The following is a 14,114-nucleotide window of genomic DNA, read 5'->3' on the forward strand; positions in this document are numbered from 1 at the left end:
GCCTGAGGGCACAATGAACCATCTGACGACGTCACTGGGCGAGTACGACCTCGTTCGCTTCCCCGAGGACCCCCGCGACAGGCTCCGCGCCTGGGACGCGGCCGACGAGTACCTGCTGCGGCATCTCGGGGGAACCGGCGACGCTCCTCCCGTGGACCTGTCCGGCACCGTCGTCGTGGTGGGCGACCGCTGGGGCGCCCTGACCACCGCCCTCTCCGGCTGCCGCCCCGTGCAGATCACCGACTCGTTCCTCACCCAGCAGGCGACGCGGGTGAACCTGGAGCGCAACGGGGCCGACGCGTCGGGGGTACGGCTCCTCTCCACCCAGGAGCCCCCGCCGGGGCGCATCGACGTACTGCTGATCCGCGTGCCCAAGAGCCTCGCGCTCCTGGAGGACCAGCTGCACCGGCTCGCCCCGCACGTCCACGCGGGCACCGTCGTCGTCGGCACGGGGATGGTCAAGGAGATCCACACCTCGACGCTCAGGCTCTTCGAGCGGATCCTCGGCACGACGCGGACGTCCCTGGCGGTGCGGAAGGCGCGCCTCATCTTCTGCACGCCGGACCCCGGCCTCGCCCGGGGCAACGACCCGTGGCCGTACAGCTATGCGCTGCCCTCCGACGTCGGGGTGGTGTCCGGCCTCACCGTCACCAACCACGCGGGCATCTTCTGCGCCGAGCGTCTCGACATCGGCACGAGGTTCTTCCTGCGCCACCTTCCCGAGCGCCGCGGCCCCGAGCGCGTCGTGGACCTGGGCTGCGGCAACGGTGTGGTGGGTACGGCGGCCGCGCTGGCCAATCCGGAGGCCGAGGTGCTGTTCGTCGACGAGTCGTTCCAGGCGGTGGCGTCGGCACAGGCCACGTTCCGGGCGAACGCCGGGGCGGACAGCAAGGCGGAGTTCCTGGTGGGCGACGGCCTGTCGGGCGTACCGGAGGGGACGGTGGATCTCGTACTGAACAATCCGCCGTTCCACAGCCACCAGGCGACAACGGACGCGACGGCCCGGCGCATGTTCACCGGTGCGCGCGAGGCGCTGCGTCCCGGCGGCGAACTGTGGGTCGTCGGCAACCGGCACCTCGGCTACCACGTGGCGCTGCGCCGGATCTTCGGCAGCAGCGAACTGGTCGCGAGCGACCCGAAGTTCGTGGTCCTGCGGGCGGTGAAGCGGTAACACCGGGCGCGGCGGCGGCGCAGGGCCTAGCCCAGCAGCCCCTCGCACGCGCCCCGCAGCCGCCGCACGCCCTCGGTGATCTCGGCCGGCCCCGCCACCCCCGCGAAGCTCAGCCGGACGTGCCCCGCGGTCGGCTCCGCACTGAAGTACGGGCGGCCGGGCGCGATGGCGACGCCCGCCCGGAGCGCCGCCGAGACCACGGCGTTCTCGTCCGCGCCGTCGGGCAGGCGCAGCCACAGGTGGTAGCCGCCCGCCGGGATGTGCGGCAGGGCGAGTTCGGGAAGACCGAGCCGCAGGGCGGCGGCCATGGTGTCGCGGCGGCCCCTCAACTCGGCCGCCACGGTACGCAGATGGCGCGGCCAGGCCGGGGAGCCGACGAGTTCCACGGCGGCCTCCTGGAGGGGCCGGGGCACGAAGAAGCTCTCGACGACCTGGATGGCGCGCAGCCGCTCCAGCACCGGGCCGCGCGCCGCCAGTGCGCACACCCGGAAGCTGGGCGAGGTCGCCTTGGTGAGCGAACCGACGTGCACGACGACGCCGTCGTGGTCGTCGGTGGCGAGCGGCCGGGGCAGCGGCCCCGCGTCGTCGTGCACGAGGCGCCGTACGAAGTCGTCCTCGACGACGAAGGCCCCGGCCTCACGGGCGATCCGCAGCACCTCGGGCCGGCGCTCGGCCGAGAGCACCGCGCCGGTCGGGTTCTGGAAGAGCGGCTGGCAGACGAAGACGCGGGCGCCGGTGGCCCTGAAGGCCGCGGCGAGGAGTTCGGGGCGCACCCCGTCCGAGTCGGCCGGTACCGGTACCGGCCGCAGTCCCGCCGCGCGGGCGATCGCCAGCATGCCGGGGTACGTCGGTGACTCGACCAGTACCGGCGCGCCGGGCGGGGCGAGGGCGCGCAGGGCCGTCGTCAGCGCGCTCTGGCCGCCGGCGGCGACGAGAACCTCGGCGGCGGTGATGGCGCCGCCGATCCCCCGGGCGAACCATTCGCGCAGTTCGGGGATGCCGTCGGTGGGCGGCCGTCCCCAGGCACCGGGGCGCCGCCCGGCCCGGGCGAGGGCGGCCGCCATGGCCCGCTCGGGCTGGAGGGAGGCGTGGAGGTAACCGCTGTTGAACTCGATGACGCCGGGCGGCGGGGCGGCGAGGGTGACCAGGACACCGGAGGCGTCGACCGAGCGCGGCACGAGTTCGGTGGCTCCGTCGGCGCTGAGCGCGACCTCCTGCCAGGAGGTGTCGCCCGGCGCCGCCGTGTCCGTACGGGGCCGCGTCCGGAAGGCGCCCGCGCCGGGCCGGGTGACGACCAGGCCCTCGGCGGCGAGCTGGGCGAGGGCCCGCGAGACCGTCACCGGGCTCACCCGGTAGCGCTCCACCAGTACCCGGCTCGACGGCAGCTTTCCACCGGGCGAGTAGCGGTCGAGCTCCCGCTTAAGGGATTGGGCCAGTTCGGCAACGCTGCTACGCTCGTGCATGACAGCACAGAATAGCGCTACTCGCGATAGGGCAGTAGCAGTCAGCAGCGGCAGCGGCCCGAACGTGGCACAGGGGTCCGGCCCGGCGGTCAGGGCCGGCACCGCCCGCAGCGGAACGCTCCTCGCCGCGCTCGGTGTCATCGCCTTCTCGCTCACGTTCCCGGCCACCGCCTGGGGCCTCGAAGGCTTCGGCCCCTGGTCGCTCGTCGCCGTACGCAGCGTCCTCGCGGCGCTCGTCGCGGGCGCCGCGCTGCTCGCCCTGCGCATACCCGTACCGGCCCGCGGTCACTGGGCGGGGCTCGCCGTGGTCGGCGGCGGCGTGGTCCTCGGCTTCCCGATGCTCACCACGCTCGCCCTCCAGACCTCCACCACCTCGCACGCCGCCGTGGTGGTCGGCCTCCTGCCGCTGACCACCGCCGCCCTCTCGGCGCTGCGCACCGGGGCCCGCCCCTCCCGGGCGTTCTGGATCGCGGCCCTCGCCGGCGCCGCCGTGGTGATCGCCTTCACGGTGCAGCAGAGCGGCGGCGCCCTGTCCACCGGCGACCTGTACCTCTTCGGCGCGCTGCTGGTCTGTGCCGCGGGCTACACCGAGGGCGGCAGGCTCGCGCGGGTGATGCCCGGCTGGCAGGTCATCGGCTGGGCCCTGGTCCTCTGCCTCCCGCTCACCGTGCCGACGGCCGCCGTGGCGCTCGCCTTCGAGCCGGTGCACCTCACGGGTCACAGCGTCGCGGGGCTCCTCTGGGTCGCGGTCGGCTCGCAGTTCCTGGGCCTGGTCGTCTGGTACCGCGGCATGGCCGAGATCGGCGTGTCCAAGGCCAGCCAGCTCCAGCTCGCCCAGCCCCTGCTGACCCTGGTCTGGTCGGTCGCCCTGCTCGGCGAGCACCTCTCCCCCGCGGCCCCGCTGGCGGCCGCCGGCGTGCTCGTCTGCATCGCGGTCACCCAGCGCGCGCGGACCTGAAGCGGACCTGAAGCGGACCTGAAGCGGACCTCGAGCGGGCCTCGAGCGGGCCTCGAGCGGGCCTCGAGCGGGCCTGGGCGAGAGCGCGAGAACGGGTCGACCGCCGCCCCCGGCCGTAGACTGGCCGTACACGACACCAGCCTCAAGGAGGTCACTCCCGATGCAAGCAAGCGTGGGCGACCGGCTGCTGATGCACGGCAGGACCGTCGGGCACGAGGACCGGGTCGCCGAGATCGTCGAGGTCCTGGGATCCGAAGGCACACCCCCGTACCGCGTCCGCTTCGACGACGGGCACGAGGCACTGATGTCGCCGGGCCCCGACTCCGTCGTACGGCACACGGACACGGACCCGGCGAAATAGCGCGAAGCAGCCCCGACCAGCCCCAGCCCCCAGCCCCAGCTCCCCGCTCCAGCCCCTGAGAAGCCGAGCCGGTACACCCCGGTCCGGGCAAGGCCGTCAGCGGGGCGTCCGTACCCGGGCCGGGTAGTGGTCCGCCACCACCCGGTCCATCGCCCCGATACGGTCGGCCGCGACCTCCTTCGCCGAGAAGAAGACGTGGCCGCGCACCTCGGCGAAGTCCTTGGCGAGGGTCAGGTGACGGGAGAGTTCGGCCGGGTCCTGCCAGGCCGCGGGCTGGGCCGGGTCCCCCGCCTTGTAGAGCGCCTCCCCGGCGTACAGATCGACGCCCGTGCCGCGCACGGTCTCCGCCCACCAGGGCAGCAGCTTGGCGTAGTCGGCGGCCTCGAAGCCGATGTTCCAGTAGAGCTGGGGCACGATGTGGTCGATCCAGCCCTCCTTCACCCACTTGCGGGTGTCGGCGTGCAGATCGTCGTACGTCTGCACCCCGGCCCGCGTCGGCGAGCCCAGCGGGTCGGTGGCGGCGTTGCGCCACACCCCGAAGGGGCTGATCCCGAAGCGGACCTTCTTGCCGCCCTTCTCCGCGACCGCCTTGATCCGGTCGGACATCTCCCGCACCAGCCGGTCGGTGTTGTCGCGCCGCCAGGCGGCCCGGTCCGGGAATCCGGCGCCGTGGCGCGCGAACGCCTCGTCGTCGGCGAACTCCTGCCCCGCCACCGGGTACGGGTAGAAGTAGTCGTCCCAGTGCACGGCGTCGACGTCGTACCGCTCCACCGCGTCCATCATCGCGTCCTGCACGAAGCTCCTGACCTCCGGCAGCCCCGGGTTGTAGTAGAGCTTCCCGCCGTACGGCAGCACCCACTCCGGGTGCACGCGCGCCGGATGCGCCGCCACCAGCCGGGACGGGTCCGTGTGGTTCGCCACCCGGTACGGGTTGAACCAGGCGTGCAGTTCGAGGTCCCGCCGGTGCGCCTCCTCCACCGCGGTCCCCAGCGGGTCCCAGCCCGGGTCCTTGCCCTGTACGCCGGTGAGGTACTGGGACCACGGCTCGTGCGGCGAGGGCCACAGCGCGTCGGCGGTCGGCCGCACCTGGAACACCACCGTGTTCAGCCTGCGCCGCACCGCCGTGTCCAGATGGGCCAGGAGCTCGGCCTTCTGCTGGTCGGCGGTCAGCCCCGCCTTGGACGGCCAGTCGCGGTTGGCCACGCTCGCCAGCCACATCCCCCGCACCGCGCGTTCCGGGGCGCGGCGGCGCCGCCGGCCGGCCGCGGCGGCGTCCCCGGAGACCGCCAGCGCGGACAGCGCCCCGGCCGCTCCCGCCAACAACCCTCTTCGACCGATCTGACCCATATGTCGACCCCTGTTCCGTGGTGACGTGCGTACGTCCTGTCGTGTCCGCAGAGCATGCCCGCCCCGGCCCGTCACGTACCCGCGGGTCGGGAGTAACGTCGGGGCCGAGGCGGGCACCGGCAACGGCCGGGGGCCTGCCGAACTGTTGATCAGCGAAAGGCACGATGTGACGGACTCCATGGCGGATGTGCAGCGCGTCGGAGTAGTGGGCTGCGGCCAGATGGGCGCAGGCATCGCCGAGGTGTGTGCCCGCAGCGGCCTCGAGGTGAAGGTTGCCGAGACCACGGGCGAGGCCCTGGAGATCGGCCGCACCCGGCTCTACAACTCCCTCTCGAAGGCCGCCGAGCGCGGCAAGATCACCGAGGAGGAGCGCGACGAGACGCTCGCCCGTCTCAGCTTCACGACCGACCTCGGCGAGTTCGCCGACCGCGACCTCGTGATCGAAGCCGTCGTCGAGAACGAGTCGATCAAGACCGAGATCTTCCAGGTCCTCGACCAGGTGGTGACCCGCCGGGACGCGATCCTCGCCTCCAACACCTCCTCGATCCCGCTGGTGAAACTGGCCGTCGCCACCTCCCGGCCGGACCAGGTCATCGGCATCCACTTCTTCAACCCGGCCCCGGTCCAGAAGCTCGTCGAGCTGATCCCGGCGCTGACCACGTCCGAAGAGACGGTCAAGCGCGCCGAGGCCGTGGTGCAGAACGTGCTGGGCAAGCACCCGATCCGCGCCCAGGACCGCTCGGGCTTCGTGGTCAACGCGCTCCTCATCCCGTACCTGCTCTCGGCGATCCGGATGTTCGAGTCGGGCATCGCGAGCCGCGAGGACATCGACAACGGCATGGAGCTGGGCTGCGCCCACCCGATGGGGCCGCTCAAGCTCGCGGACCTCATCGGCCTCGACACGGTCGCCTCGGTCGCCGACTCGATGTACGCCGAGTACAAGGAGCCGCTGTACGCCGCTCCCCCGCTGCTCCAGCGCATGGTGGACGCGGGCAGGCTGGGACGCAAGACGGGCTCCGGTTTCTACCCGTACGCCTGAGCCTTCTGATCCGCGATTCGCCATTCGCGGTCCGCGATTCGCACGGAGTGTGCGGGGCGTACCCGCATATGCCCCGCACACACGCTCCCGCCATGGGCACAGGGCGAGTTGGCTCTGTGTCACATGCACGGGGTCGTCGGACGGCCCCGTCGGAAGAAGGAGCGGACCGTGAGTATCGACCCCGACCAGACCGTGGTCGCAGAGGAGTACGCCGAGTTACGTCGCTGCCTCGACGTGGGGCTCACCAGGATCGAAGGGCATCTGGCGCTGCTGGCCCACCGGGGCGACCAGGCCGGCAGTGACCTGGCCGACCTGGCCGCGCGGGTGACGGCCCTGGAGCACAACCGCTGGCCGCTGCCCACCGTCTCGGCGCTCACCGCGGCCGGAGCGCTCGCGGTGACCGTCTGGCAGGCCGTCGGCCGCTAGAGCCGCCGGCCCTGGTGCCCGGACCGGCGGTTCCGGCCCGGGCGCTAGCCCAGGTGCAGGTGGTGGAGCATCAGCAGCCCGGCCGCCATGTTGGCGGCCGGGACCTCACCGCGGGCCACCATGTCGGGAACCAGTTTGAGCGGGACCCACTCGCGCCGTGAGGACTCGAAGTCGTCCTCGGGGTGACCGGTGTACGTCGCCTCCTCGGCCCAGTAGAGGTGGTGCCGGGCGTCGGTGAGGCCGTTGGACGGCTCGACGGTGAGGAGGGGGCGCAGCGGTCCGGGCCGCCAGCCGGTCTCCTCCTCCATCTCACGCGCCGCGGCGGCCTCGATGTCCTCGCCGTCCTCGACGACTCCGGCCGCGAGTTCCCAGCCCCAGCTGTCGGTGATGAAGCGGTGCCTCCAGAGCATCAGCACCTCGTTGGCCTCGTTGACCACCGTCGCCACGGCCACCGGGCGCAGCCGTATGACGAAGTGGTCGAGGTGCCGGCCGTCGGGGAGTTCGACATCCGCGAGGTTGACCCGGAACCAGCGGTTCTTGTAGACGTTCTGTTCGCTTAAGTTCGTCCACTGCACTGTTGTGCCACCTTTCGACAAGTAGGTGACAACATCGCAGCAGGAGCACGGTCACAGCGGAACGCGCAGAGCCCCGTCGATCAGTTCGGCCGCCTCGTCGGCGCCCGCGCATCCGCTTCCCACCAGATGCTCGCGCACCGCCCGCAACCGGTCGCGCAACCGCTGCGACTCCATTCCCCGCGCCCGTTCGGCCATCTCCGTCGCGATCTCCACGGCCCGGTCCGCCCTGCCCTGGCGCAGCTCGATGTGGGTGAGCATGGCGAGCCGGTGCACCCGTCCCCGGTCGTGGGTCGCGGGAGAGCCGACCGCCGCCGTCGCGTGCTCCCGTGCGGCGGGCAGATCACCCAGGCTGAGCAGGGCCTCGGCCACCTGGACGTTCACCAGGCCCGGCTGGACGTACCCCGTCTCGTCCGGTTCGCTGCCCGGTCTGATGCACTCGGCCTCGCTCTCCGCGCGCCGGATGCAGGACAGGGCGCCCTTGCCGTCGCCGAGATGGGCGTACGCCTTGGCCTGCATCGCGTGCAGATCGGCGGCCAGCGCCGGGGTGATCTGCGTGCCCGCCGTGCGCAGCGCCGCCTCCGCGAAGGCCACCGCCTGCCGGTACTCGGCCATGAACAGGGACTGGTTGACGAGCAGCGCGATGATGTACGCGCCGAGCCCCCGGTCCCCGCTGGCCTTGGCGAGCCGCAGGGCCTGGTGGAAGTAGCGCTGGGCGAGCCCCTGGGCGTCCGAGTCGTACGCGCAGATGCCGGCCACCGCCACCAGGCCGCCCGTCGCCCGGTGCAGCTGGCGCCCCATGGCGTTGGAGTAACTGCCGCGCAGCAGGGGGGCGGTCTCGGCGTTGAGGAAGCCGACGACCCGTGCCCGCGTCGCGATGCCGCCCGCCTTGCGGTACATCAGCTCGTAGTGCGCCCGGGCCGCGCGCAGCATCTGTATGTCGGCGACGCTGACGCGCGTCTGTCCCTTGCGCGAGACGTCCGCGTCCTCCGGCGGGTTCTCCCACTCCCACACGGGCATCACGGCCGGTGTCCCGGTCACCGCGGGCGCGCCGAGGACGTGGGGCCGCTGCTGTTCGTCGGAGCGCCACAGCGCGGTGGCGCGCTCCACGAAGCCCGTCAGCGGGGAGCCGTGCGGCATGCCCGTTTCGCCCGGCGAGCCGAACCCGATGTCGTCCAGCGTTATCGGCCGGTGCAGCCGGGCCGCGAGGACCTCGCAGATCAGGTCGGGCACCTGGCCGCGCGGGCGCTGGCCCTTCAGCCACCGCGCCACGGCCGTGTGTTCGTATCTCAGCGCCAGACCTCTCGCGCTGCCCGCCTGGTTCACATGGGCGGCGAGCCCCGCGTGGGAGATGCCCGCCTCGTCGAGCAGGGCGTCGAGCAGAGTATTGGGCTGCATGGCCTCTCCGGTGGCTCGGTGCGGGCGCAATAGGCCAGCGTAGTGGAGCCGCGTTCACACGGGGTGTGAACCGAATGCCCGCGTTCGTGCCCCGCGTGCTCTCCCGCGCGCACGCTGCGACCGCTTGACTTCACACGCCTCTCCAGGAGGCGGCCGGGCCGCCTGCTCCCCCCTCGTTACAGCGCGGCGGCCCGGCCCCGCTCCGTCCGTCCTGCCGGTCTGCCCGACACTCCACGGCACGGCGGACGGAGCGGACCCCGGGCTCCGGGGCGACGGCCGGTCAGCGGTGGGCGGATCGCGGGCGCGAGGGGCACGGCTCCTGGTCCCCGGGGGGCGCCGGTGACCGCCAGCGGTCATTGCGCAGGACGAGCAGGGCCACGTCGTCGGTGAGCCGCCCGCCCGTGTGCCGCAGTAGCGCCGTGTGCACGCGCCGCACCAGCGCGGCGGGCGAGACCGGCGGGCCCGGAGCGGCGGCCTCGGTGAGCGCCGTACGCAGGCAGAAGAACGTCCCGTCGCCGTCGCGGGCGTCCTCGGCACCGTCGGTGTGCAGGACCAGCACGTCGCCGGGGAGCAGGCGCGTACAGCGGTGCGCGGCCAGGCCGTCGGGCAGCGGGAACGGACCGAGCGGCGGCAGCGGGTCCCCGCCCGCGAGCGGTTCGGCGGACTCGCGCAGCCGGTAGGGCCACGGGTGGCCGCAGTTGACCGCCAGTACCTCGCCGTCCTCGTGGATCTCCAGCAGGAGTACGGTGACGAACTCCTCGGCCAGCGGACTGTCCGGGTCGGTGCTGCTCACCGACGGGTGCTCGGACCGCGACCGCTCCCGCAGGTGCCGTTGCAGCGCCCGCTCCAGTTTGCGCATGACGCCCGCGAGGTCGGCCTCGTCGTGCGCCGCCTCCCGGAAGCTGCCGAGCAGCGCGGCGACCGCCCCGATCGCGGCCAGCCCGTGGCCCCGTACGTCACCGATGACGACCCGCACGCCCCCGGGGGTGGCCACGGCCTCGTACAGATCGCCGCCGACCGTCGCGCCACGGCTCGCGGAGAGCTGGCCCGCGGCGACGGCGAGCCCGTCGAGCCGGGGCGGCAGCGGGCGCAGCAGCACCTGCTGGGCGGCGTGCGCGACCTCGCGGACCCGGCGCAGCTCCCGGACCGGACCGAGCCTCATGCCCGTCAGCAGATAGGCGACCAGCGCCAGGAAGGCGGCGCACGTCACGAAGCGGGGCGCCATTCCTCCGTGCGAGCCGAACGGGCAGGCCAGCTCCCAGACGGTCGCGGCGACGAGCCAGACGGCGGGAAGCCCGAAGACGAGGACGCGCCGCACGGAGAACACCCCCGCGCACGCGCCCCGCCAGGTCTTGGTACGGATCATCCCGACGGCCCCCTAGGCCCTGGCCCTGTACGACGTACGACGCGTGGCCCTCGCAGCCGGAATGATTGTGCCGACCGGCCGTACCGGTTTGCGCACCCTGCCCCTACTTCTCACCCAAATGAGTGAGGGGCGTATCCGTAACCTCGAATACGCCCCTCAGCACTGCTCCACCGGGTGTTACGCCCCGCGCAGCACCGCGCCCGTGCGCTCGCCGGCGAGCGCGACGGCGGCGTCGCGGGCGGCCGTGGCCTCCTCGACGGTCAGCGTGCGGTCGGCGGCGCGGAAGCGCAGCGCGTACGCGAGCGACTTCCTGCCCGCGCCGAGCTGCTCACCCGTGAACACGTCGAACAGCCGCAGCGATTCGAGGAGTCCGCCGGCGCCTTCGCGCAGCGCGGCCTCGACGTCCGCCGAGGGCACACCGTCGGAGACGACCAGTGCCACGTCCTGGGTCGCCACCGGGAAGGCGGAGATCCGGGGCGCCTGGAGGACTCCGGCACCGGCCCGCTCCAGTACGTCGGTCTCGATCTCCATCGCGCAGGTGCGCTCCGGGAGGTGGAGCGCCTTGATGACACGCGGGTGCAGCTCACCGGCGTGCCCGGCGAGGATCTCCTCGCCGTTCACCGTGACGTACAGCGCGGCGCAGCGGCCGGGGTGCCACGGCGCGTGCTGGTCGGCGCGCACGGTCAGCTCGGCGCCGGCCTCGCGGGCGAGCGTACGGGCGGCCTCGACGGCGTCCGCCCAGGTGCCCGGGCGGCCCTTGCCCCACCAGCCGGCCTGCTCGCGGGCGCCCGCGAGGACGACGGCGGCGTGGTGCGGCTGACGCGGCAGTGTGGCGTCGAGGCCGGCGATCTCCTCGTCGGTCGGCCGGCGGTCGACGGGCAGCCGCGCGGCCTTGTGCTCCTCCCCGGTCGGCCGGAAGACGAGACCGGTCTCGAAGAGCGCCAGGTCGTGCGAGCCGCGGCCGTCGTTGCGGCGCAGCGCGCCGAGGAGGCCGGGCAGCAGCGTGGTGCGCAGCGCCGGCTCCTCGTCGGAGAGCGGGTTGACCAGCTCGACCGTACGGCGGCGGGCGTCGTCGGCGTCCAGGCCCAGCTGGTCGAGCACGGCCCCGCCGAGGAACGGGTAGTTCAGCGCCTCGACGTAACCCGCGCCGGCCAGCGCCCGGCCGATGCGGCGGTGCAGCCGCTGCCGGTCGGTGAGCCCGCGGCCCGAGGGCGGCGTCGGCAGGGTCGACGGGAGGTTCTCGTACCCCTCCAGCCGGATGACCTCTTCGGCCAGGTCGTTCGGGAAGGCCAGGTCGGGGCGCCAGGACGGCACGGTCACGACCAGTTCGTCCTGCCCGTACACGTCGCAGCCGACCTCCTGGAGGCGGCGTACGACGGTCTCGCGGCCGTAGTCGACGCCCGCCACCCGGTCGGGGTGGTTCGCGGGCATCGGGATCGTGCGGGGTGCGGAGGGTGCGACGACCTCGGTGACGCCGGCCTCGGCGGTGCCGCCCGCGAGCAGCACGAGGAGGTCGACGGTCCGCTGCGCGGCGGCGGAGGCGGCCTCGGGGTCGGTGCCCCGCTCGAAGCGCCGGGACGCCTCGGACGACAGCTTGTGCCGGCGCGCGGTACGGGCGACGGAGAGCGCGTCGAAGTGCGCGGCCTCGATGACGACCTCGGTGGTGCCCGTGACGGCGCCGGTCTCGGGGTCGGTCTCGGAGTCGGCGATCTCGGTGTTGGCGCCACCCATGACACCCGCGAGGCCGATGGGGCCGCGGTTGTCGGTGATCACCAGGTCCTCGGCGTCGAGGACACGCAACGCGCCGTCGAGCGTCGTGAACTTCTCGCCCTGCTCGGCGCGGCGCACCCCGATCGGTCCGTCGATGCGGGACCGGTCGTAGGTGTGCAGCGGCTGGCCGAGCTCCAGCATCACGTAGTTGGCGACGTCGACCGCGAGCGAGACCGGACGCATCCCGGCCTTCTGCAGCCGGCGCCGCAGCCAGATCGGGGAGCGGGCCTCGGGCTGGAGACCGACGACCGTGCGGGCGGTGAAGCGGTCGCAGCCCCGCGGGTCGTCGACCTTCACGAGGTAGCCGTACGCGTTGGGGGCCGGCACGTCGAGCAGCGCCGGGTCGCGCAGCGGCAGCCCGTACGCGGTGGCGACCTCGCGGGCGACGCCGCGCATCGACAGGCAGTAGCCGCGGTCGGGCGTGACGGCGATGTCGAGGACCTCGTCGACGAGTTCGAGCAGCTCGACGGCGTCGGTGCCCGGCTCGTACTCGGGCGGCAGCACGATGATGCCGTTGGAGCCGTCGTCGCCCATGCCCAGCTCGTCGCCGGAGCAGATCATGCCGTGCGAGGTCCTGCCGTACGTCTTGCGCGCGGCGATCGCGAAGTCGCCGGGCAGGACCGCGCCGGGCAGGACCACGACGACCTTGTCGCCGACGGCGAAGTTGCGGGCGCCGCAGACGATCTCCTGCGGCTCGCCGGTGCCGTTGGCCGTGCCGACGTCGACGGTGCAGAAGCGGATGGGCTTCTTGAACTCCGTCAGTTCCTCGATGGTGAGGACCTTGCCGACGACCAGGGGGCCCTTGAGGCCGGCGCCGAGCTGCTCGACCCTCTCGACCTCCAGGCCGGCGGACACCAGCTTGGCCTGTACGTCACGGCCGGTCTCGGTGGCGGGGAGATCGACGTACTCCCGCAGCCAGGAAAGCGGGACCCGCATCAGATCTCCATCCCGAAGGGCCGGGTGAACCGGACGTCACCCTCGACCATGTCTCGCATGTCTTCAACGTTGTGGCGGAACATGAGCATTCGCTCGATGCCGAACCCGAAGGCGAATCCGCTGTACTTCGCGGGGTCGACGCCGCAGGCGGTGAGCACCTTCGGGTTGACCATGCCGCAGCCGCCCAGCTCGATCCAGCCCTCGCTGCCGCAGGTGCGGCAGGGACGGTCCGGGTCGCCGACGGACTCGCCGCGGCAGACGTAGCAGACCATGTCCATCTCGGCGGACGGCTCGGTGAACGGGAAGTAGTTCGGGCGCAGCCGGGTCTTCATGCCCTCGCCGAAGAGCGCCTGGACCATGTGGTCGAGGGTGCCCTTGAGGTCGGCCATGGTGAGGCCCTCGTCGACGGCGAGCAGCTCGATCTGGTGGAAGACCGGGGTGTGCGTGGCGTCGAGCTCGTCGGTGCGGTAGACGCGGCCGGGGCAGACGACGTACACGGGCGGCTCACGGTCGAGCAGCGCGCGGGCCTGGACCGGGGAGGTGTGCGTGCGCAGCACGACACCGGACTCGTCGCTCCTCGCGCCGTCTGCGCCCTGGACGAAGAAGGTGTCCTGCATCTGGCGCGCCGGGTGGTCGGGCACGAAGTTGAGGGCGTCGAAGTTGAACCACTCCGCCTCCACCTCGGGGCCCTCGGCGACCTCGTAGCCCATGGCCACGAAGACGTCGGCGACGCGCTCCATCAGCGTGGTCAGCGGGTGCCGGGCGCCGGCCGGGACGCGGTCGTACGGCAGCGTGACGTCCACCGCCTCCTCGACCAGCACGCGCTCGTCGCGCTCCGTCTCCAGGGCGGCGAGGCGGGCGGCGAGGGCCTTGTTCACGGCGCCGCGGGCCATGCCGACGCGCTTGCCGGCCTCGGCCTTGGCGGCCGGCGGCAGCGCGCCGATCTCACGGTTGGCGAGCGAGAGCGGCGAAGCGGGGCCGGTGTGCGCGGTCTTCGCGTGGGCGAGCGCGTCGAGATCCGCCGCGGCGTCGAAGGCGGCGAGCGCCTCGTCCCGCATGCGCTCGATCTCTTCCGGTTTCAGCGCCTCGACCTCGACAGGGTCGTACGACTTATTGGGTGCGGACATCTCTTCCCGTACTTCCGATTGGCTGGTACTGCCTTTGCCGGGGGAGGCCCCCGGACCCCCGTGGCCCCCGCTCGACGACTGAGGACGCAAAGGTGCCAAAGGTCGAGTCTAAAGGCCGTGAAGGGTGAAGAAGCCCGTGGGCTGCTCAGGCCCGCCCGTCGCCCGCCACCGGTCTACCTG

The 14,114-nt window shown here is 73.0% G+C and carries 12 protein-coding genes; 5 read left to right on the forward strand and 7 right to left on the reverse strand.

Annotated features, from left to right (window positions below; translation table 11 throughout):
• Positions 1-13: 13 nt before the first annotated feature.
• A complete protein-coding gene (locus ACWDZ4_RS17725; protein WP_451509311.1) occupies positions 14-1,171 on the forward strand; it encodes a methyltransferase in 1,158 nt (385 codons plus the stop codon).
• Between the two features lie 26 nt (positions 1,172-1,197).
• Here the strand turns inward: ACWDZ4_RS17725 and ACWDZ4_RS17730 are convergent, their stop codons facing one another.
• On the reverse strand, positions 1,198-2,727 hold the full coding sequence (locus ACWDZ4_RS17730; protein ID WP_451509349.1) for an aminotransferase-like domain-containing protein: 1,530 nt from the start codon (positions 2,725-2,727) through the stop codon (positions 1,198-1,200).
• On the opposite strand from ACWDZ4_RS17730, the gene ACWDZ4_RS17735 reads away from it, so the two are divergent.
• Together ACWDZ4_RS17735 and ACWDZ4_RS17740 are read left to right on the forward strand one after the other, a co-directional pair.
• On the forward strand, positions 2,633-3,592 hold the full coding sequence (locus ACWDZ4_RS17735; protein WP_451509312.1) for a DMT family transporter: 960 nt from the start codon (positions 2,633-2,635) through the stop codon (positions 3,590-3,592). The two genes, ACWDZ4_RS17730 and ACWDZ4_RS17735, sit on opposite strands and share 95 nt — an antisense overlap.
• Before the next feature lie 160 nt (positions 3,593-3,752).
• Positions 3,753-3,953: a DUF1918 domain-containing protein gene (locus ACWDZ4_RS17740; RefSeq protein ID WP_451509313.1), complete on the forward strand. Its 201-nt coding sequence runs from the start codon at positions 3,753-3,755 to the stop codon at positions 3,951-3,953.
• 96 nt (positions 3,954-4,049) lie between these two features.
• Here ACWDZ4_RS17740 and ACWDZ4_RS17745 read toward each other — a convergent pair whose 3' ends face one another.
• The gene (locus ACWDZ4_RS17745) at positions 4,050-5,300 is read right to left on the reverse strand and encodes a glycoside hydrolase family 10 protein (RefSeq protein ID WP_451509314.1); all 1,251 of its coding nucleotides are present in this window, start codon (positions 5,298-5,300) and stop codon (positions 4,050-4,052) included.
• 178 nt (positions 5,301-5,478) lie between these two features.
• Here ACWDZ4_RS17745 and ACWDZ4_RS17750 point away from each other — a divergent pair, with 178 nt between their 5' ends.
• Together ACWDZ4_RS17750 and ACWDZ4_RS17755 are read left to right on the forward strand one after the other, a co-directional pair.
• A complete protein-coding gene (locus ACWDZ4_RS17750; RefSeq protein WP_451509315.1) occupies positions 5,479-6,339 on the forward strand; it encodes a 3-hydroxybutyryl-CoA dehydrogenase in 861 nt (286 codons plus the stop codon).
• Positions 6,340-6,507: 168 nt separating this feature from the next.
• Positions 6,508-6,765: a hypothetical protein gene (locus tag ACWDZ4_RS17755; RefSeq protein ID WP_451509316.1), complete on the forward strand. Its 258-nt coding sequence runs from the start codon at positions 6,508-6,510 to the stop codon at positions 6,763-6,765.
• A 44-nt stretch (positions 6,766-6,809) separates the two neighbouring features.
• On the opposite strand, the gene ACWDZ4_RS17760 is transcribed toward ACWDZ4_RS17755, so the two are convergent.
• From ACWDZ4_RS17760 to pheS, 5 genes are all read right to left on the reverse strand, one after another.
• Positions 6,810-7,340 carry an NUDIX domain-containing protein gene (locus ACWDZ4_RS17760; protein ID WP_451509317.1) on the reverse strand — a complete coding sequence of 177 codons (531 nt, stop codon included), beginning with the start codon at positions 7,338-7,340 and terminating at the stop codon, positions 6,810-6,812.
• A gap of 51 nt (positions 7,341-7,391) precedes the next feature.
• Entirely contained in the window at positions 7,392-8,735 is a 1,344-nt protein-coding gene (locus tag ACWDZ4_RS17765; protein ID WP_451509318.1) for a tetratricopeptide repeat protein, read from the reverse strand.
• 280 nt (positions 8,736-9,015) lie between these two features.
• Positions 9,016-10,101, reverse strand: coding sequence for a PP2C family protein-serine/threonine phosphatase (locus ACWDZ4_RS17770; protein ID WP_451509319.1), 1,086 nt, complete (start codon positions 10,099-10,101; stop codon positions 9,016-9,018).
• 177 nt (positions 10,102-10,278) lie between these two features.
• On the reverse strand, positions 10,279-12,807 hold the full coding sequence (gene pheT / locus ACWDZ4_RS17775) for a phenylalanine--tRNA ligase subunit beta (protein WP_451509320.1): 2,529 nt from the start codon (positions 12,805-12,807) through the stop codon (positions 10,279-10,281).
• Positions 12,807-13,934 (reverse strand): phenylalanine--tRNA ligase subunit alpha, encoded by a 1,128-nt coding sequence (gene pheS / locus ACWDZ4_RS17780; protein WP_451509321.1) that lies wholly within the window; start codon positions 13,932-13,934, stop codon positions 12,807-12,809. Before pheS ends, pheT begins: the two co-directional genes overlap by 1 nt.
• Positions 13,935-14,114 lie beyond the last annotated feature (180 nt).

It is taken from the genome of Streptomyces sp. NPDC003016, assembly GCF_053591455.1.

Coding starts and splice junctions, on each gene's coding strand:
- ACWDZ4_RS17745 (WP_451509314.1), bottom strand. CDS start 5,300: ATGGGTCAGATCGGTCGAAGAGGGTTGTTGGCGGGAGCGGCCGGGGCG.
- ACWDZ4_RS17735 (WP_451509312.1), top strand. CDS start 2,633: ATGACAGCACAGAATAGCGCTACTCGCGATAGGGCAGTAGCAGTCAGC.
- ACWDZ4_RS17725 (WP_451509311.1), top strand. CDS start 14: ATGAACCATCTGACGACGTCACTGGGCGAGTACGACCTCGTTCGCTTC.
- ACWDZ4_RS17740 (WP_451509313.1), top strand. CDS start 3,753: ATGCAAGCAAGCGTGGGCGACCGGCTGCTGATGCACGGCAGGACCGTC.
- pheS (WP_451509321.1), bottom strand. CDS start 13,934: ATGTCCGCACCCAATAAGTCGTACGACCCTGTCGAGGTCGAGGCGCTG.
- ACWDZ4_RS17765 (WP_451509318.1), bottom strand. CDS start 8,735: ATGCAGCCCAATACTCTGCTCGACGCCCTGCTCGACGAGGCGGGCATC.
- ACWDZ4_RS17750 (WP_451509315.1), top strand. CDS start 5,479: ATGGCGGATGTGCAGCGCGTCGGAGTAGTGGGCTGCGGCCAGATGGGC.
- pheT (WP_451509320.1), bottom strand. CDS start 12,807: ATGCGGGTCCCGCTTTCCTGGCTGCGGGAGTACGTCGATCTCCCCGCC.
- ACWDZ4_RS17770 (WP_451509319.1), bottom strand. CDS start 10,101: ATGATCCGTACCAAGACCTGGCGGGGCGCGTGCGCGGGGGTGTTCTCC.